Raw genomic sequence first — 26,526 nt, forward strand, 5'->3', positions numbered from 1 at the left:
CCGCTTACGGATTTCAGTACCCTTGCGCCAGCCATCGGTTTGAATAGGATTGATGACATGGAGAAGAAATCCTTTCTCAAAGAGGAAGGAATAAACAGAAAGCCAATAATGGCCTGTAGCCTCCATACCAATTTCAAAATCGGAAGGATTAGAAGAATAAGAGGAAAGTTTGGAAAACAGGGCATTCCCGCCATCAGTCGTATTAGGGAAAGAGAATGCTTTAAATACAACTTTACCGTTTTCATCCATCATGGAAGCAACATGATTATTTTTACCAATATCAATACCAACAAACAACATACAGAACACCTCAACAGAAAGATTTCAGATTGGGAGACCACTCATCTAATAAGCGCCACTACCTTGTGCTAAATACGGAGAGAAGCCATGGGGCAACCAACATCCAACTCATACGCGGAATGCTTATTAGAGAGAGGGATCAGTCTTTCAAGTACGGGCAGAAACGCCCAAGGAGGCAACGATCATCCCCTCAATCTAATAAAACAATTATCTCCTATCAGACTGGAGATGTAAAGAAGTAGGTCTAAGGGTTTATAGGTATCCCTTGAACAACCTAAATACATTATACAAGGAGGCAAAAAATGCCGGGTTATGTATTAGGTAATTTTTTTATCTATTCTGTTATCAACGCTTTTACGCCGGGACCGGGTAACATTCTGGCGCTGAATACAGTAACGAACTATGGATATAAAAAAGGAAAACCACTTTTTAGGGGGATTTTTGCAGGCTACTATGTGGTACAGATTATATGTGCAGTTTTTGTATTTGGGGTAAGTACCTTTTTACCGAATGCACTTGGTATTATGAAATATATAGGAGCTGCTTATATTTTATGGCTGACAGTCCATATTGCGTTAAGTAAACCAGCTACAGGCACTGTCGAAAAATCGGCATCATTTATAAAAGGCTTTTTGTTACAGTTTGTCAATGTAAAAATATATTTATTTGGAATTACTGCATTGACAGGATATGTCACGGATTACAGCACTTCCTTATGGGTTTTACTGCTGTTTGTACTTATGATTGCAACAATCGGAACAGTTGCGACACTCACATGGGTTGGTTTGGGAGTGCTGATACAAAAGACATATCAAAAGCATTATAGGGTAATAAACATAATTCTTGCCCTGACCTTATTAGAGTGTGTATATAGCATGTTGAAATAAATAGTTCAGGAGGATTTATATGAAAGATGAAACGAAATGCTTACATGCAGGGTATCAGCCTAAAAATTCAGAACCAAGAGTTATGCCGATTGTGCAAAGTACTACATATGTTTATGATTCTACAGAAGAAGTTGCAGCAGTGTTTGGAGAAACGTAACCGCCAAATAATACCGCGGTAAAATTTAAAATTACTCCAACCTTTTGCGAGTTGGAGTAATTCACTATAATTCACATGCGATTTTTGATAGATTGGAGTTTTTCACTCCAGGGTGCCAGATCCGCCAGCTGTTCATCGGTCATCTCTTTATCTGGCCGGTGCTCCAGCAGAAATTTAAGATATCCGTAAATATTCAGCCCATGTGCCTTTGCCATCTCAACCATTGTGTAGACCACTGCGCTGGCATTCGCTCCGTCAACGGAACTGCTGAACAGCCAGTTCTTACGACCAACTGCGAATGGACGAATCGCATTCTCGCTGAGATTGTTGGTAAAACTGCAGCGCCCGTCTTCCAGATAGGTCTCTGCTGTATCACGCCGGTTGAGAACGTAATTCACCGCTTTATCCATCCGTGTATTCCGGACCGGCCTCTGCTGCTCAAGCCACGACCAGAAAGCCTCCAGAACAGGTTTTTCCTTCTCGAGACGCAGCTGTTTCCTTTTTTCAAAATCACCGGGATATTTTTGGTTAATGGAGTCCTCAATGGCGAATAAACGGTTGCAGTACTGGACTCCCTATCCATGGTAGCCTTCCAGAAACTCCTTTGCATGGCTGCCGCTTCTGGTCGGGGAATAGCCATACAGGATGATCGCCGGAAGCCCGTCCTCGCCGCTGCGGAACAGCCACATGAATGACTGGGTCTGGGCCCTGCGTCCTTCCTCATTCAGCACCTGGACTCTTGTTTCATCTGCCATCGCAAACTCTCGTTTCAGAAGCTCCCGATGAAAGTAATCATACATTGGCTGAAAATAGTTCTGCGAACAGTAGATGATCCAGTTGGCAAGAGTGGTGCGGCTGATCTGGGCACCATACTGTTTCCAGTCTTTCTCCTGCCGGTAAAGGGGAAGCCCATTGGCATACTTCTGATACATGGTCCATGCAACGGCAGAAGCCGAGGCAGGGCCTTTCCAGCAGGGATGGATCCTGTTCCACTTCCGCTTCATCGAAGAGATTCTGTTGTCCCGGAATATCATCGGATCTTCTTTCGCTGGAAGAGCCGAAAAGCTTTTTGGCAAGATAGTCCACCTGTTCCTGGAGTGCTTTCTCGTGACTGGATTTTTTGTCAATAATAAGACGGAGGGATTTGATCAGCTCAGTCTGTTCAGATATCATTGTTTTTAGTTGTGATACTGTATCTTTCAGCTCTCTGAGCTGGATATCTTTCGCACTGGAAGCCATCGTTTCCCTCCTCGGATTTGATACCTTTATTATACCAGAAACGGGGCTTTTGCTAAAGAAGAATGGCTCCTGAAAAACGCCGAATTTACAGGGGATTTCAGGATTTTTCTGTGCAGGATTTTTGCTGAAATCCTGATGGTTTTTTACTCTGCCTTGAGGGCTTTTGGCTGGCCAATATCGATCCCCGACATCAGCCAGTCGAACTCCCTCCAGGATAGATCCCGTACCTCAGACTGCTTCCTGGGCCATTGATAGCCGCCGCGGACAGACAACCGCTTATAGATCAGAACGAAGCCGTCAGGTTCCCGGAACAAGGCTTTGATCCTGTCCCGTCTTCTTCCACAGAAAAGGAAGAGAGTACTGGACGATGGATCCATCTTAAGCTGGTCTTCGATAACCGCGCAGAGTCCGTCAATGGATTTCCGCATATCAGTATAGCCGCAGACAATGTAGATCTTCTCGAGCCCGGAAATGTCACCTAACATGAGAGCTCCTGGAGTTCCGGAATACAGTCCGGGACAATGTCAATAGGGACCACGTCCTGTTTCGGGCGGGGGACATCAAGATGTCCGTAATTCGGTGGTGGGACCTGATCCGCTGCCGCTTTCCGGCACCGGCTGACCCAGTTATAAAAGGTGCTTACTGCAATGTCGTTCTCACGGCACCAGTCAGCATCTGTCATGCCGCTCTGGCGGCATTCATTGATAAGCCGGATCTGTTCCCTCATCGGAACACGGGCTTTGCGAGTACTAGCCATAACCTATCCTCCGTAATTGTAGTGAAATAGTCTAAATATCTTTCGACTACAATTATACGGGAAATCTTTGGATTAGGAAATCTGCAGGAATATTTGGCGCTTACTTATGAAATGAAACAGTGCCAATGAACTGTGATTGCTCACTTGTTCATAGGCTCTGCGGCTGTGCGTCTGGCTCTTTGATGACTGTTATCTTTAAATTTGATACTTCAATCAATGTTTCCTGTTTACACTTCGGACAGTAGAGCGGATAGTTTTTCAAAACGGTATCTCCTCTAATTCTGTCACGAGTTTTACTACCGCATACAGGACATAATATCCATTTATTCTTTATCACTCTTTCCACTTCCTTTTTTATTTCTTCATTTATTTAATATTCCCATCGACTTGAACTATTTTTCCGAGAGGGGTAACAATTCTGACTCTCTGCTAAGGTGGATTTTATGATTTATGTATATTGCCAATAGCAACACACTTATAATTATGGCAATCCCCAAAATAACTTCATTACCTTTTTATAATTTCTTCTATCATGTTTTCAATCTCTGTATCAGAATATCCTAACCTTTGAAGGGCGCTCAGCAAATGCTTTGCGTACTTTTTGCCACATTCTTCTTTTTTCTCTTGTATGTTTTCTGAAACATAATAACCTCTTGTTCTACATGAATAAATGATATTATCTGCTTCTAATAAATGAAAAGCACGTGATACCGTATTCGGGTTGACATTATAAATTTTAGCGTAACTTCTGATACTGGGAATTAGTTGGTTCGCTTTTGTATATTTTACAAATATATCCATTCTAATCAGTTCTGCAATTTCTAAATATTTTGAAGTGTTCATTTTACCCCTTTCTCTTTGACATTTTCTGTATCATTCAGAAATTGAAACCACATGCGCATTTGTTTTTTAAAAGGTAAATGATTTTTCTTCTGGTTTCACATGATAGAGCCTTAAAACAATAAGTTAGTTCATTCTCATTCATAAAAATCCTAAATAATAAAATCAGAATGTTTTACTTGCTTTTCTCAATAAAATTCCGATTAGTACTGTTAGCAATGCAAACAGGAAAACTAAAATATACGAAGCAAATAATATCTGTGTGTAAAAAAATTGTATTGTTACCCACAATGCACCGCCAACTATTAAAACACTTAAAAGAATAGTAATAATTGTCGATATACTTTGCTTCATAATATAGGTGACATTTTCCCATTCGTAATTCGGAAAAATCAAATTTATAAATAATCCTAATGCTCCTACAAATGCTGAAAATACAGCAGGCAAAAAGAAAAGCAAACAGCATTCCGATACATTCATACGAAATATTATGCCAAGCAAAATTGCACATATAAAAATCACGGGAACTGTTAAGGAAAGATGAAATAAATATTTTGCAAGTAAGAGTTCCTTAATTGATATAGGATAAGATTTTAAAAGTTCCCTCTGCTTTCCCTCAATAGAAATACTGGCATAAGTAACATTTGATAAAATTATCAGCAGACTAACAGCAAATACAAGCAGTATAGAAGTATTTTCAACCTTGAAAGACATTCTAATTAACTTTAAATACATAATAACGCTTTCTGTTTTAAGGCATGAATAAAGTGTCAATAAAATAAGAGAAACAATCCCGAGCATAGTGTTTAGCATATATACAGGCATTGAAAAATACCTTTTCAATTCTCTACGGAATAGAGAAGATAATTTCGTATGCCTTTTACACCGTATTTTAATGCGTTTTCTCTTTTCAGAGTACAACTGCACTTTTGCACAATTGCTTTTATAGGTTCGTATAACATACGCTGTCAGTATCATTCCTGCCAAAATTGACATTACAGAAAAAATATTTGAATTATAGTTATGAGAAAAAAGTATTCCTTTCTCTGTTCTATTCAAAAAATCAAATTTAACAATAATCCCTTTATATAAAGCGTTGAAATCAACATTGCCGAAGAAAAAAAGCATAAATGCAAAGAAAGCCGTAAATAATAATAAATACAATATACTTTTTGAATAAGAACTTAATTGAAAAAGATTTCCTAATCGTCTATATAAAATATTCCCTAAAAGCACACCTACAAGCGTCGGTATCATGGGTATAAGTAATACCTGTAAAAAATCAATCATCCAGAACATTACTCTTTCCTTTTGTAATGAACCATAACGTAACAACGGAATAATTAACAAGGCAACAGATATACAAACATTCCATAAATATACTAAGGTCAATTTGGATAAAACTATCGTTTTTGTTTTGATAGGATATGAAAACAGCAGATCAATACTTTTATCTAAATATAAAATTCCACTGCCTTTCATAAGTGCAGATAAAAAAGTCATAAACACACTTGCTGCAACGAAAGGCTTTAGTAAATAACTTAAAATTTCTTGAGAAGATTGAAAGGTCATACAAATCTGAAAGACCATTCTAAACCAATAGAAAGAAAGTATCATAACCGTTAAAGCAACAGCAAAAAAAATATAACAAAAGACTTTCTTTTCCTTTGAATTTCCATGAAGAAATTTATTAAATTTGGTTATTGTCAAAATTTGCCTTTTCGTTAATGAATAAAAAATTCTCATTTTCCATTCAACTCCATAAAAACATTTTCTAAATCACGATTTTCTAAAATTTCTTGTGTTTCTCCGCTTCTAATAAGCTCTCCATTTCTTATAATTGCAATTTTATTACAGGTTTTTTCCACAACATCTAAGATATGGCTTGAAAATAGTACAGAACCACCAGACGCACACAATGCTTTCATCAATGCTTTTAATTGTATGAATGCTTCGGGGTCTAGTCCGACAAAAGGCTCGTCCAGTATAAGCAGTTTAGGTTCATGAATAAATGCTCCGATTAAACTGATTTTCTGCTTCATTCCATGAGAATAGGAAGAAATTAAATCATTTAATTTTTCATTCATTCCTAACTGCTTTGAAAGAGCAGGTATTTTTTGTTTCCGCTTTTCCTCAGACACATTATAAATATCACATATAAAATTCAAATACTGCAATCCAGTTAAATTCGGGTCAAGGATAGGTGTATCTGGAACATACGCCATTCGCTTTTTACATTCCGTTGGAGCTGATTTAATAGAAACACCATTTAAAAGAATGTCGCCGGTATTATAGTCGTGAATGGTAAGGCACGCTTTTAATGTAGTAGTTTTTCCAGCACCATTTTTCCCAATAAAACCATATAAATCGCCATCTGCAATCGTTATGTTTAAATCAGATACAGCTTTTTTCCCATTCGGATATATTATAGTTAAATTTTTTATTTCAAGCATATTACTAAAATTTCTCCTTTCTGTTGCTTATCATTTAGAAAAAATTCTAAATGAGAAGCAAAAAAATAAAGTTCCATTCCTCATAATCATTACATTCATACTGTTTTTAAGTATCTTTATAATGCTAAAACCAATATTACCACTGCCACAATGATAGAAATGACAGGAATTAAATAGTACATAAATGTTCTGTCTTCGTTCTTTTTCATCAACGCAAAACCAGAAAGAATATTTAATATTGCACATATTGCAGGTGTTCCAAATACAACAACTGCCTTTGGAAGCACAGAATTTGCATTCCCATTACTATCAAAATGAATAGGGACATCACTAGGTAATTTCCCCCAAAATACTAAAAAAATCAATACCGTTGCAACACAAATCAAGCTTCCAATCATAATATGTTTTTTCATTCTCTTTGTCTCCTTTTGTTTTTATAAATTAACATTAAAGAATATATAAGTGGTAAAATACCCACTAATATAATGACTAATGGAATGGACACAGCCTTTAAAGGACTTATAAAAAGTTGAAGAATAAAAATAATTCCTGCTAAAATCCATGTATAGCTGGCTAATTTATGTGTTTTATCCCAACTTTCTTCATCATTTAACAACCACGGAAATTTTAAACCTATATACTTATTTACATGATTTTTAGGAAAATAGTTTCCACTAACAATAAATACCAAACCGACAAATACAATAGTTGCAATATTAGAAAATGAGGAATTTGGATAAATAGTAGAATAAACGGAAACAATCACTAAAAAAATTGAAGTGAAAGGCATAATCCATTTTCCTAATTTAACCAAAAATTTCGCCCCCATTGTTTTACATACCTTGAAGTTCAATACTATGTTTAAAATTACATTTATAACTATGCCAACAAGTAAAAGAATATCTGAATGTGAATTTTGCTGAACCGTTTTTGATACTGGATAAAAAGCAGAAAACAATATAGAAGTAATTAACGAACATAAACATATAGCAGTAGTTATTAAAAGGGTTCTTTTTTCTTTACTCATCATTCTTACCAGCTCCTTCATTAAATTGCATACACCAAAGGACAATATCCTCAAATACGGACACGTTGATTTTGTAATATATATATTTTTGCTGTCTATTTTCAAATATTAAATCAGCTTTTTTTAATAGTGATAAATGATAAGAGATAGTCGCATTAGATAATTCAAATTCAGAAGCTATATCTCCTGCCGACATTTCTCCTTTTTTTTTCAACATCATCAATATATCCCTGCGAATAGGGTCGCTTAACGCTTTAAATACATTAGGTAGGCTCATAGTTATCTCCACAGTTACATTTTGAAAATTTTCTAAATGACTTTTTCTTTATTATATTCCCCAATAATCGCAATGTCAATAAGCTTTCTAAAATAGTGGCAGTGGATATTTAGCCACTACCACGACACTTCAATATTAATCTACAATCTTCCAGTTACTATCTTTATGTAGCACAAGCTGTTTTGTGCAGTCCTTATCAGAAAAGACGCCATAGGTTGCACTAGCGATAGAGTGATTCCCGTTACCGTCTGGACAGAGCTTTACATTCTAGTTCGTTTTCAAAACTTCCTTGTCGGTATTCATCTAAAATGGCTTCCCGCCCATATCCATTATGAGAGAGGAAACACCCTCTAAAATCAAACGGACAGCGGCTAAGCACGCAAATTTGAAGTATAAATTTGGGAACAGGCATTTCTGGGCAGAGGGATATTATGTAAGTACAGTAGGGCTCAATGAGGCAACGATAAGGAAATATATCCAAGAGCAAGAAAATCACGATATTGCAATGGATAAATTAAGTGTAAAAGAGTACGAGGACTCTTTTAAGGGTAGCCGGTAGTACGAATGCCCTTTCAAGGGCAGCCACGAGTCAAAGGCGTTAGGGCTTGAACAAAGTGAAAGCCAGCATCTTTAGGCGCTGGCCGGTAACAGAGGCTTATAGCCTCAGAGCAAACCACCCGTTTGACGGGTGGTTATGATTTTTCCTGTGTACCACAATCAATGCATTCTCTACCGCACGGACAGAATCGATAGAGTTCTGCCAGGAAATCTGTCCGGGCACGGTTTCATCCATCGTTTTTAGAATGTGATAGCTATATAAGTGGCCATATGATATAATATTGTCAAAAATCGTAACATAAGAGTAGAGTGTTGAAAGAGTAAGGATATGAGAATGACGATAGGAATCATAGAAGATGACAGGCTGCTGAACAAGGCGCTGGATATTGCCCTGAGAAAAGAAGGATATGAGACGCTGCAGGCCTATACCTGTAAGGAGGCAAGAGCGCTTGCCGCGGACGAAAGGACAGGGCTGCTCATACTGGATATCGGCCTGCCGGACGGCAGCGGGATAGGTCTTTTTAAAGACATCTCAAAGGGAAGGAAAGTACCGGCCATCTTCCTGACGGCAAGGGATGAAGAGGAAGATATGCTGGCGGCCTTTGACGCAGGGGCGGATGATTATGTGGTAAAGCCGTTTCCGATGAAAGTGCTCATCAGACGGATTGAGGCGGTGACGCGGCGGTCCGGCGGACGGGAGAGAGTGCTTTCCTGCCGCGGATTAAGGCTGCATCCGGGAAAGAAGAAGGTCTGGGTTGGAGAGGAGGAAGTCCATCTCACGCCAAAGGAGTACCGCCTTCTGGAATTTATGATGGACAATGAGGGACAGGTCCTGACGAAGGACAGTGTGCTGGAGCATGTCTGGGACATCGACGGACAGTTTGTCGGAGAGAATACGGTCAGCGTCACGGTGAACCGGCTGAGAAAGAAGATCGAACCAAAAGAACGACAAGAGAAGTACATAGAGAATGTATTCGGCATGGGGTACAGGTTTGGCGAATGACAGAGCAAGGTACAATGGGAAGGGACAGACGTAAAGCACATGTGGATGGGACTGATGGGAGCCGGTCTTGCCGGGCTGTGCGCCGGATTTGGCGCTGCGTACTACAGGCAGAGGAGACAGCGGGAGAAGGAGCTCAAAGAGATAGCACAGCTGGCTTCTGACATATTGAATGGAACGGAGGTTACAGGAGTGTCCGCCTGTGAGGAGACGCTCTATGCCCATATCGAGCATATGCTGTCCAGAATCCAGAGGATGGCGATGGGCAGGCAGGAAGAGGTGGAGAGAAGCCGCGCGCAGATACAGCAGCTGATTACGGAGATTGCCCATCAGATGCGTACGCCTCTTACGAATATGGAAACCTATCTGGAATTTCTGCTGGAAGAAGGGTTAGAAGATGAAGATGCAAAGGAGTATCTGGAGGCAGTAAGATGTGCGGAACAGAAACTGCATTTTCTCGTGGAGAGCTTTATCAAGATGTCCCGCCTGGAGCACCACATCATACTGGTCAGGAAGGAGGAGACGGATTTGTCCGCCACGATATCCGGGGCTCTGGGACAGATTGGACGGAAGGCGCAGGAAAGAGGACTCACTGTCGAGGCGGCAGTCCCGGAGAAGATACAATGCCCCCATGATGCCGGCTGGCTCGGCGAAGCCTTGCTCAATGTACTGGACAATGCTGTAAAGTACAGCAGGGCCAAAGGAGTGGTGAAAGTCTCGGCGGTAAAGAATGAGATGTTCTGCAGCATCCAAGTCCGGGACTACGGAATCGGCATAGCGGAAGGCGAAGAAAACAAGGTGTTCCAGCGTTTCTACCGGGGCAGCCGGGTCACGTCCGAGGAGGGCTTTGGTATCGGCCTGTACCTCGCAAAAGAGATTGTAACCCGCCATGGAGGGTTCATGAGGATAGTCAGGATGGATCCGGGGGTAAAAGTAGAGATTCAGTTGTTAGAACTTTGTTAGATTTATCCTCTATACTGGCACTTATATACAGCAGTATGCAAGAGGAGGAGACAGCATATGGAGATGGTGAAGGCAGCAGGCCTCAGGAAGTATTATACAAATGGGGCGAACGAGGTACGTGCGCTCGATGGAGTGAGCCTGACTGTTGAGGAAGGGGAGTTCCTGGCTATCGTCGGCAGTTCCGGAAGCGGGAAGAGCACCCTTCTGAATATGTTGGGCGGGCTGGACGAGCCGACAGCGGGCGGGGTGTGGATCAGAGGGAACAGCCTGAGGGATATGGACAGGGAAGAACGTACCATCTTCCGCAGAAGAAATATCGGATTTGTATTCCAGCAGTACAATCTCGTGCCGGTATTGGACGTGTACGAGAATATCGTCCTGCCGCTCAGATTGGACGGGATGCCTGTTGACGAAGCGTATATAGACCATATTGCCGAAGTGCTGAAGCTGAAGGAAAAGCTTTACGAGATGCCGGAGATGCTCTCCGGCGGTCAGCAGCAGAGGGCGGCAATCGCAAGAGCGCTGTCCGTCAAGCCTGCAATCATCCTGGCAGATGAGCCGACCGGCAATCTGGATTCCCGGACAAGCATGAAAGTCATCGGACTCTTTCAGACATGTGCCAGGCAGTTCCACCAGACGCTCATTATCGTCACCCATGAAGAAGAAGCGGCCCAGATGGCGGACCGGATCGTCCGTATCGAAGACGGAAAGATATGGGGACAGGAGGAACAGCTATGAGACGAAGCAGCGGCCATGTTCCCAACACAAATAGCCAGGTCATACGTATGCTGTCAAGGAAGATCGGGAAGGCAGGCAGAGGCAGGAACCGGATACTATTCGGTACGGTAGTGCTCGGCATCGTGACACTCTGTATGGTGTTCGGCGTTTCCCGCGGAAAGATCCAGGCAGAATACCTGAAGTCCGTGCGGCAGGACGGTACGGCGGCTGCCACATATCTGGAAGATCCGACGAAGGGACAGTATGAAAAGATAAAGAGCTTAAGCTACATAAAGGAAGTGGGAAGAAGCAGCACTCCTGGATATGCATATGAAGAACCAGACAGCGCCCCCCTCTGTGAGATGACATGTCTGGACAAGACGGCGTGGGAAGTGATGGAAAGGCCTGCATATACAGGTATAAGCGGGGACTATCCGAAGGGCAGGCAAGACCTTATGCTGCCGCTCCGGGCGATGGAACATCTCGGCATCCGTAAGCCCAAGAAGGGGATGAAAGTCCGGCTTACGGTAGAAATAGGGCTGTTTCGGACAGAAGAAGAGACATTTACCCTGTGCGGCTGGTACGAAGATTATGTGGAACCGTCCTCACATATGGCAAAGGGATACATATCAGAAGAGAAGCTGAAGGAGTGGGGCGGCAGTATCGGAAAGCCGGATTCCCTTCTCATCCGGCAGAAAGACAGCATGGACGGGCGGAGGACGGAAGAAAGGCTCTATGAAGACATCAAAATGGACAGCACGTCTCAGAGGTTTACAGGGGGCAATACATACACCTATGCTGCTGTGAACCGGTTTATGGGAGGATACGGTCTTGCGTCAGCCGGAGCAGCGCTCGTGCTTGCAAGCATCTTTTTCCTCATACATAACGTCATGCACATATCCATGGCAAAGGATATCCGGCAGATCGGCCTTCTGAATACGATCGGCACGACAGAAAAGCAGGTCCGCCGCATCTACTTCGGGCAGATATGGCGCATATTATGTATGGGGATTCCCACGGGCATAATCTTATCCGTAGTGATTCTGTCAGCCGTGATTCCCCGGATACTCGGCAGACAGTACCTGTTCCGGTACGGAGGGGCAGCAGGGCTGAAGGTGCTTCACCCTGAGCTGGTTGCCCTTGCCGTAATCTTCACAGGCTTTATGGCTATAGGCGCTGCGGCAGAGACGATCTGCCGTGCAGTCAGCCGTTCTTGCGTAGAGGCGCTGCACTATACCGGAACAGGGCAGAAGAAGACAAGGCGGCAGCCAAAGAAAGGCACGGCTGGCAGGAGAAGGAGGTCGCCGGAACGGGAGGTGTGCCACATGGCGTGGCAGAATCTGTTCCGCCACCGTGGAAGATTCCTGCGTACGGTACTGTCCTTGTTCCTCGGGCTGGAGGTGGCTCTGGGAGCCGCCGTAATTGCAGCGGGGACAGATTACCGCCATGCGATAGAAAGCAGGCCGGACTTCCTCGTGTCCGGCGCATTCGGTCCATGGGGAAAGTCGCAGGGATATGGAGAGGAATATAAAGGCAGGAATCCCCAGGAGGACCCATTGGAGACGGAAGGGGATAACTTTGCCCTTCTGACAGACAACGATTACGATACGTTCTCGCCGTTAAGCGAGGAAGTAACAGAACGGCTGCTGGCCGTGGACGGGGTGGATAAGAAGAAATCATACGCGGCTATCGGCGGATACATGTATCCGAGGTATACTAAAAAAGGCGTCCGTCCGCTGGTGAGGGACAAAGAGGCGGAGACAGATGAGAATTACGATGACAGCATCGGCACGGTCATAGACCTTATCGAAGCGGCAGGAAGCTGCACGATACAGATTCTGGACAGGAAAGAGATAGAAGAACTGAAGGAATATGCCAGGAAGAGCGGCTCGGCGGCCGATATGGAGAGTCTGGAAAATGGCACCGGCGTACTGTACCTGCACGACCATATCCTCTCACCGGCCAAGGAAAAGCAGGCCGTGGAAAGTGTCGGGGAACCTGTCGTATTTTCCAGGTTATGGTCCAAAGAAGAACGTGACAGGCGGATGGATGCCTCCGTGCAGGAGCTGGAAGAGATGGGAGAGGTAAAGACGGAAAAGTCTGAGCCGATGACGCTGTGCGGCTATATGGACACGAAGGCGGAGGGGTTCCCGGAACTTAAGCGGACGTGGCACGGCCCCCGCATCGACTATTTTGTCATCAGCGAGGACGGGTTTGAAAAGCTCGGGATTACGAAGAAGACCTTCTTTCTGGAGCTGAGCGTGGAGAAAGACAAGGAGCGCTCCGCAGGGGAAGCGATTCAGCAGATAGCAGGCAGGGAGAACATCAGACGGGGAGAAGAGGCAGGGCTCCTGGTCCTCAGCAAGTCCGGCCTGCTCTCGGAGGCCCAAAGATATATGCAGGGGAGCCGGCTGATACTGGGCACGCTCAGCATGATACTAGTATTCGCCGGACTTATGAATTACCTGAATGTCATGGTGACAGGCATATGGTCGAGACAGAGGGAGCTGGCGCTATTGGAAGGCATGGGGATGACGCACAGGCAGCTTAAACGGATGCTCATGGCAGAAGGCCTGTATTACTGCCTTCTGACGGCAGGGCTTATGCTTACGGCAGGCAGCGGCATACTTGGTCTTGTATGCATGTATATGAAGGCCAGGCTTGCATACTTTACATTTACCTATCCGCGGGTTCTGTATGCAGTTATGATCTTCATACTTGCTTGCATCTGTGTCTCAGTGCCCACAATCGTCTATAAAAGGATAGAGAAGACAGGGCTGACGCAGCGGATGGCGCAGATGACCTGATTGACAACATAAAGACAATTATGTGAAATATAAATCAATTGAGCAAAATGTTAATAAAAAAACAATTATTGACAGATAATTCAAAGCCCGTTATAATCAAAGTAGTTTTATATATCGGGTGATGGATTTAAGAGAGTCTATCTGTGTGATAGCGCCGAAGGGGAAAGGGATGACCGAAACTCTCAGGCAAAGGAATTAAGTTCGGACGATACTCTGGATGACAGGGGCGAGTATGGATATCAGCGTGATATTTATATTTGCCCCTTTTTGCATCATCAAAGGAGGCAGCCGAGCGGCCCGTCGCCGGTATGAACTTGTAAAAGACAATCGATACAGACTATGAAGGAGGTAGGGATATGGAGCGAAAGACGCCGCTTTACGAAGCGCATGTGGAGGCAGGCGGGAAGATGGTCCCGTTTGCCGGATACATACTTCCCGTGCAGTATGGCACCGGGGTGATGAAAGAGCACATGGCAGTGCGGACGCAGGCAGGGCTGTTCGATGTCTCCCACATGGGAGAGATACTGTGCGAGGGCAGGGATGCACTTTCCAATCTGCAGATGCTGCTTACGAACAACTTTGAAGGGATGGCAAACGGGCAGGCGAGGTACAGTCCGATGTGCAATGAGAATGGCGGGACGGTAGACGACCTGATCGTCTACAAAGAAGGGAAAGACCGCTACTTTATCGTAGTCAATGCCGCAAACAAAGATAAGGATTATAAATGGATGGTGGCACACCAGTCCGGCGAGGTTTCGTTCACCGATGTCTCCGACCACTATGCGCAGCTTGCGCTCCAGGGGCCAAAGGCCATGGATATCCTCCGCAGGATTACGGAGGAAGCGTGTATTCCGCAGAAGTATTACCATGCGGTGTTCGAGGCGGAAGCGGGCGGGATTCCCTGCATCATATCAAGGACGGGATATACCGGGGAAGATGGAGTGGAATTGTATCTGGACAGTGGGAAAGCAGAGCAGATGTGGAATCTTCTGCTGGAAACCGGAAAGGAAGACGGACTGATTCCTTGCGGGCTAGGGGCCAGGGACACGCTGCGCATGGAGGCAGCCATGCCGCTCTACGGACATGAGATGGACGAAGAGGTGACGCCGCTTGAGACGGGGCTTACATTCGCAGTCAAGATGGCCAAGGAAGACTTTATCGGCAAGAAAGCCATGGAGGAGCAAGGAGAGCCAAAGAGAAAGCGTGTAGGGCTTAAAGTGACCGGACGGGGAATCATCCGGGAGCACCAGGATGTATATGTGGGCGATAACGTAATCGGACATACGACGTCCGGCACGCACTGTCCATATCTTGGCTACCCCGTGGCCATGGCGCTTGTAGAGGCAGAATATACGGAACCGGGCACAAAGGTTGCAGCAGAAGTGAGGGGCCGTATGGTGGAGGCAGAGGTTACGGCACTTCCCTTTTATAAAAGAAGCAAGTAGAAAGATGACAGGACAAACAGAATAAGAAAGGAATGGATAGTTATGAAATTAGAGCAAGGAGTATTGTATACCAAATCACATGAATGGGTAAAAGAAGAAGACGGAGCGTTCGTGATAGGCCTGACAGACTATGCACAGTCTGAGCTTGGCGACCTTGTGTTTGTCAACCTCCCGGAGGAGGGGGATGAGATAACGGTGGGAGAGCCTTTTGCAGACGTGGAATCCGTCAAGGCAGTCTCGGACGTATACGCGCCGGTATCCGGCGTTGTGAGCGAGGTCAATGAAGAGCTGCTGGACGCCCCGGAACGTATCAACGAATCACCCTACGAGGCATGGTTCGTTAAAGTGAAGGACGTGTCTGAAAAGGAAGAATTATTATCAGCGAAAGAGTATGAAGCATTTGTCGAGAGCGAGAAAGAGTAAGGAGGTGTTCCTATGGGCTCATACGTTCCAAACACCAGAGAAGAGCAGAAGGCCATGCTGGCTGAAATTGGCTTCTCTTCAATGGAGGATCTGTTCATCCACATTCCGGATGAAGTAAAAGTAAAGGGTGCTCTGGATCTGCCCGAAGGCATGTCCGAACTGGAGGTCCGAAGGAGGATGCAGCAGATGGCTGCAAAAAACACGGTATTTCCTAGCGTTTTCAGAGGGGCCGGGGCATACCGCCATTTTATACCGGCCATCGTGAAAAGCGTCACTTCAAAAGAGAACCTGATGACAGCCTACACACCGTACCAGGCTGAGATCAGCCAGGGGATCCTCCAGTCGATCTACGAATATCAGACGATGATCTGTGACCTGACCGGTATGGATGCCTCCAACGCTTCTGTCTATGACGGAGCGTCAGCCGCGGCGGAAGGGGTCGCCATGTGCCGGGATAGGAAACGGAAGAGGGCCTTCATATCGGCAGCGGCGCCGCCGTATGTACTGGAGACGGTCAGGACCTATTGTTTCGGCAACGAGATGGAGCTGGAAGTGATACCGGAGGCAGGCGGCGTAACAGACCTGTCCTGGCTGGAAGAGCATGTTGACGCACAGACAGCCTGCGTCTATATCCAGCATCCGAATTATTACGGCAATCTGGAAGATGCTGCGAAGGCCGGCGAGATTGCCCACCGCGCGGGTGCCAGATATGTCATGGGCGTGAACCCTATATCGCTAGGCGTACTGAAGACGCCGAGGGAGTACGGTGCCGATGTGGCAGTTGGAGAAGGCCAGCCGCTCGGGCTTATGCTTGGCTTCGGCGGACCGTACCTTGGCTTTATGACCTGCGTAGAAGAGATGACAAGGAAACTCCCGGGCCGCATCGTTGGCGAGACGAAAGATTCTGACGGAAAGACAGGGTATGTGCTGACGCTCCAGGCGAGAGAGCAGCATATCCGGCGGGAGAAGGCGTCCAGCAACATCTGTTCCAATCAGGCGCTCTGTGCGCTCGGAGTGGGCGTATATCTGGCGGCGATGGGGAAGGAAGGCATACAGAAGGCTGCGCGGCAGTGCATGTCTAAGGCGCATTATATGGCAGCAGAGCTTGACGCGATCGGCTATAAGACTCTGAACAAGGCAGAGTTCTTCCATGAATTTGTCACGAGCTCAAACGTGCCGGTGGACAGAGTACTGGAAGCATTGGAAAAGGAAGGGATTCTTGGAGGTTATCCGCTTGCGGACGGAAAGATACTCTGGTGCTGTACAGAGATGAACGCAAAAGAGGAAATCGATAGGGTGGTCCGTATTCTGAAGGAGGTGCAGTAGATGCTTATATTTGAAAAAAGCAGACCGGGCAGAGGCATGGATCTGCTTCCGGCATGTGACGTGCCGGCAGTGGAACCTGCAGAAAAAGACAGGCGGAAGATGGCGCTGCATCTGCCGGAGATATCGGAAAATGATCTGAGCAGGCATTACACGGAGCTGGCGAAGAAATCCCACGGGGTCAACGATGGATTTTATCCGCTCGGCTCCTGTACGATGAAGTACAACCCGAAGATCAACAATGACATGGCTGATCTGCCGGGCTTTACAGAGGTTCATCCGCTGCAGCCGGAACATACGGTACAGGGATGTCTTGAAGTCATCCGGACTGCGGAAGAGTACCTCTGTGAGATTACAAGGATGGACCGTATGACGATGCAGCCTGCGGCTGGCTCGCACGGAGAATTTACAGGCCTTCTGCTGATCAAGGCATACCATGAGAGCAGAGGGGACAAGAATCGCACGAAGATCATCGTTCCCGATTCGGCACATGGCACGAATCCGGCAAGCGCCGCTATGGCCGGCTATTCTGTCGTGAGCGTGCCTTCCGGCCCGGACGGATGCGTGGATATCGCGAAGCTTAAGGAGGCGGCAGGGGACAACATAGCAGGCCTGATGCTGACTAATCCGAATACGGTAGGCCTGTTTGACAAGAATATACTGGAGATTACAGAGATTATCCATAGCTGCGGCGGCCTGAACTATTATGACGGGGCCAACCTGAATGCGGTGATGGGTATGGTAAGGCCGGGGGATATGGGATTTGACGTCATCCATCTGAACCTGCACAAGACATTTTCCACCCCCCACGGTGGAGGAGGGCCGGGAAGCGGTCCGGTAGGCTGCAAGGAATTTCTCGCCCCGTTCCTTCCTTCCGTACTTGTGGACGGAAAAGAACGGCTGTCCTTTGTCAGGCCGGAGCAGAGCATCGGTGAGATGAAGAGCTTCTACGGGAATTTCCTCGTCGTCGTACGGGCCCTGGCTTATATGCTGACACTTGGTAGGGATGGAATCCGGGAGGCAAGCCAGAATGCGGTATTGAATGCGAACTACATGATGCATCAGTTAAAAGGCCTGTATACGATGGCCTATGACGAAGCATGTATGCACGAATTTGTCATGAGCCTCGAGGACTTGAAAAAGAAGACCGGGGCAGCAGCGACAGATATCGCCAAAGGGCTTCTTGACAACGGCATCCATCCGCCTACCATGTACTTCCCGCTCATTGTCAAGGAGGCACTGATGGCGGAGCCCACCGAGACAGAATCGAAAGAGACGCTGGACAGGGCGATAGAGGTATTTTGCAAGCTGTATCATGAAGCGGAGGATGACGTACAGCGTCTGCACGACGCGCCGGTTACTACGCCGGTGTCACGGCTCGATGAGGTGGGAGCCGCCAGACATCCGGTCCTTCGTTATCACTTTGAAGCATAGGGAGAATGCGGATATATGGTGGAACGAATCACATACATAGAGGCAGAGCAGACAGACCCCCGGAAGAATCTGGCACTGGAAGAGCAGCTTCTCTTAAGCTGCGCCGCCGATGAATGTATCCTGTATCTCTGGCAGAATGCCAATACGGTCGTCATCGGACGGAACCAGAATGCCTGGAAGGAATGCCTTGCCAGCAGGCTTAAGGACGACGGCGGATATCTTGTGCGCCGCCTGTCCGGCGGCGGCGCGGTATATCATGACCTGGGCAACCTGAACTTCACTTTTCTTGTGAGAAAAGATAATTATGACCTGGACAGACAGCTGGAGGTCATCGTGCGGGCAGTGCAAAAGCTTGGCATAGAGGCGGAGAAGTCCGGGCGCAATGATATACTGGCGCAGGGTAAGAAGTTCTCCGGCAATGCGTTCTATGAGCAGGGGTCCTGCTGCTATCATCACGGCACGCTGATGGTGGATGTCAATATCGGGGAATTGACAAAATACCTGACCGTGTCAAAGGAGAAGCTGAAGTCGAAGGGTGTGGAATCAGTAAAGTCAAGAGTCGTCAATCTGAAGCAGTTCTGCCCGGAACTGACCATCGGCATGCTGAAAGAGTCGCTGCGCCAGGCCTTTGAGGAAGTATACGGAAGAAAGTGCGGGATTCGCAGGCAAAGGGAATTTGAAGGCGCGAAGCTGGAGGCGGCAAAGCAGAAATATGCTTCCTGGGACTGGACCTATGGGCGCAGGATGGAATTCGAGCATGAGCTCTCCCACCGGTTTCCGTGGGGGAATCTGACGCTGCAGTTCAAGGTGAAGAACGGCAGGATAGCAGATGCGGCGGTCTGGTCGGATTCCATGAAGCCCGGCTTCATGCTTGCGCTGCCGGAATATATGAAGAACCTGGAATACAGGCGTACCGCCGTGTGCGCGCAGCTCGGGCTCTTCTGGTCTGATGACGCGCAGGAAGAAGCGATGCTGGCGGATATCATCACATGGCTGTCAGCGGCAGAATTTTAATAGGAGGCTTGATATGGCAGAAGATACATTTGATCTGATTATAATCGGCGCGGGACCGGGAGGATATACAGCTGCAATCAGAGCGGCGAAGAACGGGCTTAAGACAGCGGTCGTAGAGGCCGGCCGGGTAGGCGGGACTTGCCTGAACCGGGGCTGCATCCCGGCGAAGGCTATGATTCACGCGTCCTCCCTGTATCAGGAGATGCTTTCGGGCGGGACGTTCGGGGTGTCTGCTTCCGGGGTCGCCTATGATTACGGTAAGATCCTGGCCTACAAGGAAGAGACGACGGATCAGCTCTGCAAAGGGGTAGAACAGCTCCTCAAGGCCAATAAGGTGACGGTGATATATGGAAAAGGGACGCTTACGGGAAACCGGGAAGTCAGGGTCATAGACGCAAGTGGGACAGAACATGTCTATGGGGCCCGGCATGTGCTGCTGGCGGCAGGGTCGAAACCCATGCTGCCGCCCATCCCTGGAATGGACCTGGAAGGGGTGTTGACGAGCGATGGGCTGTTAAAGCTTGCGGAAGTGCCAGATAGCCTGCTCATAATAGGGGGCGGTGTTATCAGCATGGAATTTGCGACCGTGTATCTCGCCCTTGGCAGCAAGGCTGCCGTCGTGGAGGCGCTGCCGCGCCTTGTGCCGAACATGGATAAGGAGATATCCCAGAATCTGAAGATGATCATGAAAAAACGGGGACTGGATATCCACACAGGAGCATCGGTAAAGCGTATCGAGAAAGAGGGAGAGCACCTCGTGTGCACGTTTGAAGAAAAGGGGCAGGAAGTGAGAAGTTCCGCCCGGTATGTGCTGTGTGCGGCCGGCCGCTGTCCGGATACGGACACTCTCCTGGAAGAGGGTACGGGTATCCGCCTGGATAGAGGAAGGATCGTTGTGGATGACAGGTTCTGCACAGACATGGACGGCGTCTATGCGGTGGGCGATCTGATAAAGGGCACGCAGCTCGCCCATGCAGCCGCAGCACAGGGGATGTATGTGGCGGATATCATAGCCGGTAGGAGCCCGTCCGTGGATCTGGGCGTAATCCCCGGCTGCGTATACACGGAACCGGAAATCGCGTCGGTCGGCATGACGGAGGAAGAGGCCAGAGAAAAAGGGTGTGAGACCAAGACGGGCAAATTCATCATGAGCGCCAACGGGAAGTCTCTCATCACAAAGGAGGAACGGGGCTTTATCAAAGTAGTTGCAGAGGCTCATACAGGAGTTATCTTAGGCGCTCATATGATGTGTGCGAGAGCCACGGATATGATAGGTGAATTCACGACGGCCATTGCCAACAGGCTGACCGTGGAGCAGCTCCTGAAAGGGATGCGTGCACATCCGACTTACAATGAAGGGGCCGGCGAGGCTCTGGAGGAAGTATTTGGAGAAGCCATCCACGTCGTCCCGCGGAGGCGATAGGACAGTTCATATTCGGTAAAGCATATTATAGAAAGGAAAATACATCTGCCAGAAGATGTAAGGGATAGAAAGATGGGATATAAAAGTGATATTGAAATTGCCCAGGATGCAAAGATGAAAAGAATCAATGATATTGCTGCCTCTATTGGGATTCCGGACAGATATATAGAGAACTACGGGAGATATAAGGCTAAGATCGACTATCGCTATTACACGGATGAACTGGCGGACCGTCCGGACGCAAAGCTGGTGCTCGTGACGGCAATCAATCCGACTCCGGCAGGAGAAGGAAAGACGACGACCACCATCGGCGTGGCAGACGCCATGAACCGTCTTGGCAGAAAGACGATGGTCGCTTTAAGGGAACCGTCGCTTGGACCGGTATTCGGAGTCAAAGGCGGTGCGGCGGGAGGCGGCTATGCACAGGTCGTGCCGATGGAAGATATCAATCTCCACTTTACCGGAGACCTGCACGCAATCGGGGCTGCCAATAATCTCATAGCCGCCATGCTGGATAACCATATCCATCAGGGCAACGCGCTGGATATCGACACGAACAAAGTGACGTGGAGAAGATGCGTGGACATGAACGACCGCCAGCTCAGAAGCATCGTGGACGGGCTCGGGTCAAAAGCGGACGGGGTGACGCGGCAGGACGGCTTTGACATTACGGTCGCTTCTGAGATTATGGCGGTATTCTGCCTTGCGAAGGATATCACGGACCTGAAGGAGAGGGTAGCCAGAATCATCGTTGCATATTCCAGGACAGGAAAGCCTGTGACGGCAGGCGACCTGAATGCACAGGGAGCTGTCGCGGCGCTCCTGAAAGATGCCCTGAAGCCGAATCTCGTCCAGACGCTGGAAGGGACGCCGGCATTTATCCACGGCGGTCCGTTCGCCAACATCGCACACGGATGCAACAGCGTCATCGCCACGAAGATGGGCATGAAGCTGGCAGATTACATGGTGACGGAAGCAGGGTTCGGTGCAGACCTGGGGGCGGAGAAGTTCGTGGATATCAAATGCAGGATGTCAGGCCTCCGCCCGAATGCCGTAATCCTTGTGGCGACCATCAAAGCTTTGAAATACAACGGGGGAGTGGCGAAAGCGGACTTGCAGGAGGAGAATCTGGATGCGCTTACGAAGGGCATTCCGAACCTGCTGAAGCATATTGAGAATATAACAAAAGTATACGGCCTGCCTGCCGTAGTAGCAATCAACAAGTTCCCGACGGACACCCAGCGGGAGCTGGACCTTGTACGGGAAAAATGCCGGGAGCTCGGCGTCCACGTGGCATTGTCCGATGTGTGGGCTGGCGGCGGTGCCGGCGGCCGGGAACTGGCGGAGGAAGTGATCCGTCTCTGCGAAGGGGAGAGCACGATGCGGTTCGTATACGATACAGAAGCGTCCATACAGGATAAGATTGAGGCCATAACCGGTAAAGTATATGGAGCGGACGGTGTAGACTACACGCCTAAGGCATTAAGAGAAATCAGGAACCTGGAAAGCATCGGACTTGGCAATCTTCCCGTATGCATGGCAAAGAACCAGTACTCTCTGACCGATGACCCGAAAAAGCTCGGCAGGCCGGAAGGCTTCCGTATTACGATACGGGACATAGCCGCATCTGCAGGGGCCGGCTTCCTCGTGGCGCTGACAGGCGATATCATGAAGATGCCGGGGCTTCCGAAGGTGCCGTCTGCGGAGAAGATAGATGTGGATGAGGACGGCGTGATATCCGGGCTGTTCTAAGGAGGAGATAAGAATGATGATGCTGGAGATGAAGACGACGGATTTTCTCGAGGCTCTTTCTTCTGCCGCCCCGGTGCCGGGCGGCGGAGGGGCTTCTGCAGCCGCGGGAGCCTTGGGTGCCGCCCTTGGCATGATGGTGGCGAACCTGACGGCCGGCAAGAAAAGGTATGCGGATGTGGAAGCAGAAGTTGCCGCGGTCAGAGCCAGGCTGGAACTCTTGCGGGAACGGCTGGTGGAACTTACCGATAAGGACGCGCAGGCGTTCGAGCCTCTGTCAAGAGCTTACGGGCTGCCAAAAGAGACAAAAGAGCAAAAAGAAGATAAGGCGAAAGTGCTGGAACAGGCATTGTACGATGCAAGCATCGTGCCGCTTGAGATTATGGAGACGGTATCAGAAGTGATATGCCTGCTTGGCGTGCTCGGTGAGAAAGGCAGCAGGATAGCGCTAAGTGACGTAGGCGTAGGGGTCCTGTTCGCCCAGGCGGCGCTTAATGGGGCCTCCCTGAATGTATTCATCAATACGAAGCTGATGAAGGACAGAAAACGGGCGGAGGAGCTGAACGAGAAAGCAGATATGCTGATCCGGGAAGCCAGGATTCTGAAAGAAAAGATATACGGCGGCGTATTGGAACATATCCGTTAGGGCAGGAGGGAAGGCAATGGGCATAGTGATGAAAGGGGCAGACGTAGCGGCGGCTATGAAGGAGCGCCTCGTAAAGAAAACAGAGAGATTGAAAGAACAGGGGATACTCCCATGTCTTGGCATCGTACGTGTGGGGGCAAGGCCGGACGACCTGGCGTATGAACGTGGGGCCAGGAAGAGGATGGAGGGCATCGGAATCGGATGCCAGGTGACGGAACTGCCGGAAGACATCACGCAGGAAGAGTTTGAGAAAGAATTCTGCAGAGTAAATGACAATCCGGACATACACGGAATCCTTCTCTTTAGGCCCCTTCCGGCTCATCTGGACGAAGAGCCGGTCACGGAGATGATACATCCGATGAAGGACGTGGACGGCATGAGCCCGGTGAATATCGCCAAGGTATTTACCGGCGATGAGACAGGTTATGCGCCGTGCACCCCGGAGGCAGTGATGGAGATGATGGATTACTATAAGATAGACCTGAGAGGAAAGAGAGTGACCGTCATCGGAAGGAGCATGGTCGTCGGGAAACCATTGTCCATGCTTCTGCTGAAGCGGCATGCCACGATCACAGTGTGCCATACGAGGACGGAAGAACTGGAACGGACGTGCCGGGAGGCGGAAGTATTGGTGGCGGCTGCCGGCAAGGCGAAGATGGTCAGCGGCGGCATGGTCGGGGACGGCGCTGTCGTGGTTGATGTAGGAATCAATGTAGATGCACAAGGAAGTCTCTGCGGTGACGTGGATTATGATGCTGTACAAGACAAGGCATCTTATATCAGCCCGGTACCGAGAGGGGTCGGCAGCGTGACATCTTCGGTACTGGCGAAGCATGTCGTAAGAGGAGCGGCATATTTAAGTGGGAGCCGTTAGAAGATCTTCCGGAAGGGTGGAACTATGAGACGTTACACGAAGATGTTTCTTCTGGCGGCGGCCGCCGGATTGTCCATCGGCATCGGGGGAACGGTCTATCTCTCTTTGGATCATAAGGTACTGGGGTCTGTGCTCTTTACCGCAGGGCTGTATGCGGTCGTGCTGAACGGCCTCTATCTCTATACCGGCAAAGTAGGCTATCTTGTTGGTCAGACGGATAAGAAGACATACGGCTTACTGCTCTGTGTCACCTGGGCCGGTAATCTGGCAGGCGCCGCTCTTGCCGCGCAGGCCGTGCTCATGACACGGATAGGAGGGATACGAAAAGCAGCGACAGGAATCTGCAGGACGAAGCTTGACGATACACCTTTCAGCATCCTGCTGCTCTCCATCTTCTGCGGCCTTCTTATGTTTATCGCCGTAGACGGTTTCAAACAGAAGGGGAACCCGCTGATCTTATTTCTCTGTGTCAGCGTGTTTATCCTGTGCGGCTTTGAACATTGTGTTGCAAATATGTTCTATTTCACGCTGGCCGGCGCATGGTCGCCGAAAGCGGCCGGATATCTGCTGATTATGACACTGGGCAACAGCCTGGGGGGCATGCTCATACCGGTGATAAAGAGGCCGGAAGAATAGAGGCATACCACGGGCAGGCCGATACGCGCCGGTAAGCATAGCTTATCGCAGCAGAGGGAGGCTTCCCGTCAGCTTGTTCACCGCTTTTTTTCTTCCGCAGATTCCGATGCCATAATAGGTAAATTCATCCGCGCCTGCCGCTTTTTCGATGAATTCATCATATACGTTGCAGCTCTGCGCCACGTCGGAGAAGTCGACGACAGTCAAGTCTGAGAACTCGGGGGCATAGAGCTGCTCTCTTATGTCACTGATCTTATCAGCGGACGCTTTGAGGATGGGTACCGGTACCGCGATGATGCCGAGATGGGTCCTGCCGTCCTTATCCAGTACGTCAGGCCCTACGGCCTCTGGAATATGCCTTCCCAGGGTGATGCCCATGATGCCGGCCGTGTTGGCAGCGATGCCGGCCGGAAGCGCTTCGTCTATTACCATGACACATTTTTGATTCTGTATTTCCATTATTCTTTTCCTTTCCTGGTTCCCGTTCTTGGGCTATTTTAATACAAACCAAGAAAAGATTCTTGTAAGATATGACACCTGTCCCCGCATAACATTCACCTTGAAGCAGCCGGTTGACACATCGTATCAGAAATGGTAATATGCAAGTGTGCGCTTGCATAAACGGAGGAGGTGATGCACATGCAGGACGATACACAGGAGAAGATCATATCGTCGGCCATGTCGCTTATCATGGAGCGGGGGTATTCCTCGACGACGACAAAAGACATCGCGTTGAAAGCAGGAGTGAACGAATGCACGATTTTCCGTAAATTTAAGGGAAAGAAAGAGATTGTGCTGTCGGCAATGGAATTGCCGGAGTGGAACCCATGCCTGTCGGAGGAAGATTTTCCATACAGCGGAGACGTCTTAAGCGACCTTCTGTCTTTTTCCAGAACGTACATGCAGAAGGTGACGCCCCGCATGGTAAAAGTGTCCATAGGGCTGCGGACGCCGGAACTATATCCACATACGGCGGACTCCATATTAAAAGTGCCGGCGGTATTCAAGAAGGTGCTGACGGAGTATCTGGAAAAGATGGCCGGTGAAGGGAAGATAAAAGAAAGTGACTGCGAGAGCCTGGCGATGATGTTCCTGTCCATGAACTTTGGATTTGTATTCTTACATGCATCCTTCGGAACGAATCTGACCCAGGTTGAAAAAGAGAAGTATATCTGCAACAGCGTCCGTGTATTTGCGGACGGGATACGGAAAAGCTAATGGTACCTCCGGTACCATTCTTTTATAACGGTGATGCAAGTGAACACTTGTATAAAGGAGGGAGAATAATGGTCTATTTTATCGTTACGATATATACAGACAAGAATCAGGGACGAGGTGCATATGACGAGTACATACAGGAGGTCAGACCGCTCGTTGAAGCATATGGAGGAACGTATATCGTGCGTTCCGATAACGTCACATCACTGGATGAGAGATGGAAACCTGCACGCGTCATCGTCATCGAGTGGGAGAGCAGAAGGGATCTTGAGAGGTGCCTGCAGTCGGAAGCATATAAAAAGATCGTAACTAAGAGAGAGAACTCTGTGGACAGCAGGGCAGTTATCGTGGAGGGGTAG

At 48.1% G+C, this 26,526-nt stretch carries 30 protein-coding genes, 1 pseudogene and 1 riboswitch; of the genes and pseudogenes, 19 read left to right on the plus strand and 12 right to left on the minus strand.

Annotated features, from left to right (window positions below):
• Window positions 1-300, minus strand: a 300-nt coding sequence (locus E1963_RS01810) for an IS110 family transposase (RefSeq protein WP_132274547.1), incomplete at its 3' end; no start/stop codon positions are given.
• A 302-nt stretch (window positions 301-602) separates the two neighbouring features.
• Between E1963_RS01810 and E1963_RS01815 the strand changes: the two genes are divergently transcribed.
• Together E1963_RS01815 and E1963_RS01820 are read left to right on the plus strand one after the other, a co-directional pair.
• The gene (locus E1963_RS01815; protein ID WP_132274550.1) at window positions 603-1,187 is read left to right on the plus strand and encodes a LysE family transporter; all 585 of its coding nucleotides are present in this window, start codon (window positions 603-605) and stop codon (window positions 1,185-1,187) included.
• A gap of 19 nt (window positions 1,188-1,206) precedes the next feature.
• Window positions 1,207-1,344, plus strand: a complete 138-nt coding sequence (locus tag E1963_RS01820) for a hypothetical protein (protein WP_330570650.1) — start codon at window positions 1,207-1,209, stop codon at window positions 1,342-1,344.
• 71 nt (window positions 1,345-1,415) lie between these two features.
• Here the strand turns inward: E1963_RS01820 and E1963_RS01825 are convergent.
• The 10 genes and pseudogenes from E1963_RS01825 to E1963_RS01870 form a co-directional block, all read right to left on the minus strand.
• Window positions 1,416-2,583, minus strand: a pseudogene (locus E1963_RS01825) (IS66 family transposase).
• A 143-nt stretch (window positions 2,584-2,726) separates the two neighbouring features.
• Entirely contained in the window at window positions 2,727-3,068 is a 342-nt protein-coding gene (gene tnpB, locus E1963_RS01830; protein WP_132273927.1) for an IS66 family insertion sequence element accessory protein TnpB, read from the minus strand.
• Window positions 3,062-3,340 carry an IS66 family insertion sequence element accessory protein TnpA gene (gene tnpA / locus E1963_RS01835; RefSeq protein WP_132274553.1) on the minus strand — a complete coding sequence of 93 codons (279 nt, stop codon included), beginning with the start codon at window positions 3,338-3,340 and terminating at the stop codon, window positions 3,062-3,064. The genes tnpB and tnpA overlap by 7 nt, the downstream gene beginning before the upstream one ends.
• Before the next feature lie 148 nt (window positions 3,341-3,488).
• Window positions 3,489-3,677, minus strand: coding sequence for a cysteine-rich KTR domain-containing protein (locus E1963_RS01840; RefSeq protein WP_132274556.1), 189 nt, complete (start codon window positions 3,675-3,677; stop codon window positions 3,489-3,491).
• Window positions 3,678-3,847: 170 nt separating this feature from the next.
• Window positions 3,848-4,183: a GntR family transcriptional regulator gene (locus E1963_RS01845; RefSeq protein WP_132274559.1), complete on the minus strand. Its 336-nt coding sequence runs from the start codon at window positions 4,181-4,183 to the stop codon at window positions 3,848-3,850.
• Window positions 4,184-4,345: 162 nt separating this feature from the next.
• Complete coding sequence (locus E1963_RS01850) at window positions 4,346-5,890, minus strand: hypothetical protein (RefSeq protein ID WP_167482088.1); 1,545 nt, start codon at window positions 5,888-5,890, stop codon at window positions 4,346-4,348.
• 32 nt (window positions 5,891-5,922) lie between these two features.
• Window positions 5,923-6,633 carry an ABC transporter ATP-binding protein gene (locus tag E1963_RS01855; RefSeq protein ID WP_132274565.1) on the minus strand — a complete coding sequence of 237 codons (711 nt, stop codon included), beginning with the start codon at window positions 6,631-6,633 and terminating at the stop codon, window positions 5,923-5,925.
• Between the two features lie 116 nt (window positions 6,634-6,749).
• On the minus strand, window positions 6,750-7,046 hold the full coding sequence (locus E1963_RS01860) for a DUF1648 domain-containing protein (RefSeq protein ID WP_132274568.1): 297 nt from the start codon (window positions 7,044-7,046) through the stop codon (window positions 6,750-6,752).
• Window positions 7,043-7,663 (minus strand): SdpI family protein, encoded by a 621-nt coding sequence (locus E1963_RS01865; RefSeq protein WP_243117529.1) that lies wholly within the window; start codon window positions 7,661-7,663, stop codon window positions 7,043-7,045. The genes E1963_RS01860 and E1963_RS01865 overlap by 4 nt, the downstream gene beginning before the upstream one ends.
• Window positions 7,653-7,937: an autorepressor SdpR family transcription factor gene (locus tag E1963_RS01870; protein ID WP_132274570.1), complete on the minus strand. Its 285-nt coding sequence runs from the start codon at window positions 7,935-7,937 to the stop codon at window positions 7,653-7,655. The genes E1963_RS01865 and E1963_RS01870 overlap by 11 nt, the downstream gene beginning before the upstream one ends.
• 331 nt (window positions 7,938-8,268) lie before the next feature.
• Between E1963_RS01870 and E1963_RS01875 the strand changes: the two genes are divergently transcribed.
• The 15 genes from E1963_RS01875 to E1963_RS01950 all read left to right on the plus strand — a co-directional run bounded on the left by E1963_RS01875 (window position 8,269) and on the right by E1963_RS01950 (window position 24,949).
• A complete protein-coding gene (locus E1963_RS01875) occupies window positions 8,269-8,496 on the plus strand; it encodes a transposase (RefSeq protein WP_330570651.1) in 228 nt (75 codons plus the stop codon).
• A gap of 333 nt (window positions 8,497-8,829) precedes the next feature.
• Window positions 8,830-9,498 (plus strand): response regulator transcription factor, encoded by a 669-nt coding sequence (locus E1963_RS01885; RefSeq protein ID WP_132275315.1) that lies wholly within the window; start codon window positions 8,830-8,832, stop codon window positions 9,496-9,498.
• 39 nt (window positions 9,499-9,537) lie between these two features.
• The gene (locus E1963_RS01890; protein ID WP_132274574.1) at window positions 9,538-10,458 is read left to right on the plus strand and encodes a sensor histidine kinase; all 921 of its coding nucleotides are present in this window, start codon (window positions 9,538-9,540) and stop codon (window positions 10,456-10,458) included.
• Window positions 10,459-10,515: 57 nt separating this feature from the next.
• Complete coding sequence (locus E1963_RS01895) at window positions 10,516-11,196, plus strand: ABC transporter ATP-binding protein (protein ID WP_132274577.1); 681 nt, start codon at window positions 10,516-10,518, stop codon at window positions 11,194-11,196.
• Window positions 11,193-13,982 carry an ABC transporter permease gene (locus E1963_RS01900; protein WP_243117530.1) on the plus strand — a complete coding sequence of 930 codons (2,790 nt, stop codon included), beginning with the start codon at window positions 11,193-11,195 and terminating at the stop codon, window positions 13,980-13,982. The genes E1963_RS01895 and E1963_RS01900 overlap by 4 nt, the downstream gene beginning before the upstream one ends.
• Window positions 13,983-14,100: 118 nt before the next feature.
• Window positions 14,101-14,190: riboswitch (glycine riboswitch) on the plus strand.
• A 148-nt stretch (window positions 14,191-14,338) separates the two neighbouring features.
• Window positions 14,339-15,427, plus strand: a complete 1,089-nt coding sequence (gcvT, locus tag E1963_RS01905; RefSeq protein WP_132274582.1) for a glycine cleavage system aminomethyltransferase GcvT — start codon at window positions 14,339-14,341, stop codon at window positions 15,425-15,427.
• A gap of 42 nt (window positions 15,428-15,469) precedes the next feature.
• The gene (gene gcvH / locus E1963_RS01910; protein ID WP_132274585.1) at window positions 15,470-15,850 is read left to right on the plus strand and encodes a glycine cleavage system protein GcvH; all 381 of its coding nucleotides are present in this window, start codon (window positions 15,470-15,472) and stop codon (window positions 15,848-15,850) included.
• A gap of 12 nt (window positions 15,851-15,862) precedes the next feature.
• A complete protein-coding gene (gene gcvPA / locus E1963_RS01915; protein ID WP_132274587.1) occupies window positions 15,863-17,176 on the plus strand; it encodes an aminomethyl-transferring glycine dehydrogenase subunit GcvPA in 1,314 nt (437 codons plus the stop codon).
• Window positions 17,177-18,607 carry an aminomethyl-transferring glycine dehydrogenase subunit GcvPB gene (gcvPB, locus tag E1963_RS01920; protein WP_132274590.1) on the plus strand — a complete coding sequence of 477 codons (1,431 nt, stop codon included), beginning with the start codon at window positions 17,177-17,179 and terminating at the stop codon, window positions 18,605-18,607.
• Window positions 18,608-18,622: 15 nt separating this feature from the next.
• Entirely contained in the window at window positions 18,623-19,621 is a 999-nt protein-coding gene (locus E1963_RS01925; RefSeq protein WP_132274593.1) for a lipoate--protein ligase, read from the plus strand.
• A gap of 13 nt (window positions 19,622-19,634) precedes the next feature.
• Window positions 19,635-21,044 carry a dihydrolipoyl dehydrogenase gene (gene lpdA / locus E1963_RS01930; protein WP_132274596.1) on the plus strand — a complete coding sequence of 470 codons (1,410 nt, stop codon included), beginning with the start codon at window positions 19,635-19,637 and terminating at the stop codon, window positions 21,042-21,044.
• Window positions 21,045-21,116: 72 nt separating this feature from the next.
• Window positions 21,117-22,796 (plus strand): formate--tetrahydrofolate ligase, encoded by a 1,680-nt coding sequence (locus E1963_RS01935; RefSeq protein WP_132274599.1) that lies wholly within the window; start codon window positions 21,117-21,119, stop codon window positions 22,794-22,796.
• Window positions 22,797-22,812: 16 nt separating this feature from the next.
• Entirely contained in the window at window positions 22,813-23,439 is a 627-nt protein-coding gene (locus tag E1963_RS01940) for a cyclodeaminase/cyclohydrolase family protein (protein ID WP_132275318.1), read from the plus strand.
• 16 nt (window positions 23,440-23,455) lie between these two features.
• Entirely contained in the window at window positions 23,456-24,313 is an 858-nt protein-coding gene (locus E1963_RS01945) for a bifunctional 5,10-methylenetetrahydrofolate dehydrogenase/5,10-methenyltetrahydrofolate cyclohydrolase (protein WP_132274602.1), read from the plus strand.
• A 24-nt stretch (window positions 24,314-24,337) separates the two neighbouring features.
• Window positions 24,338-24,949: a formate/nitrite transporter family protein gene (locus tag E1963_RS01950; protein ID WP_132274604.1), complete on the plus strand. Its 612-nt coding sequence runs from the start codon at window positions 24,338-24,340 to the stop codon at window positions 24,947-24,949.
• Between the two features lie 42 nt (window positions 24,950-24,991).
• Here E1963_RS01950 and E1963_RS01955 read toward each other — a convergent pair whose 3' ends face one another.
• Window positions 24,992-25,408: a DUF2000 domain-containing protein gene (locus E1963_RS01955; RefSeq protein ID WP_132274607.1), complete on the minus strand. Its 417-nt coding sequence runs from the start codon at window positions 25,406-25,408 to the stop codon at window positions 24,992-24,994.
• A 180-nt stretch (window positions 25,409-25,588) separates the two neighbouring features.
• On the opposite strand from E1963_RS01955, the gene E1963_RS01960 reads away from it, so the two are divergent.
• Window positions 25,589-26,167 carry a TetR/AcrR family transcriptional regulator gene (locus E1963_RS01960; protein ID WP_132274610.1) on the plus strand — a complete coding sequence of 193 codons (579 nt, stop codon included), beginning with the start codon at window positions 25,589-25,591 and terminating at the stop codon, window positions 26,165-26,167.
• Window positions 26,168-26,235: 68 nt separating this feature from the next.
• Window positions 26,236-26,526 carry a DUF1330 domain-containing protein gene (locus E1963_RS01965; RefSeq protein ID WP_243117531.1) on the plus strand — a complete coding sequence of 97 codons (291 nt, stop codon included), beginning with the start codon at window positions 26,236-26,238 and terminating at the stop codon, window positions 26,524-26,526.

It is taken from the genome of Extibacter muris (genome assembly GCF_004345005.1).
GTDB lineage: Bacteria > Bacillota > Clostridia > Lachnospirales > Lachnospiraceae > Extibacter > Extibacter muris.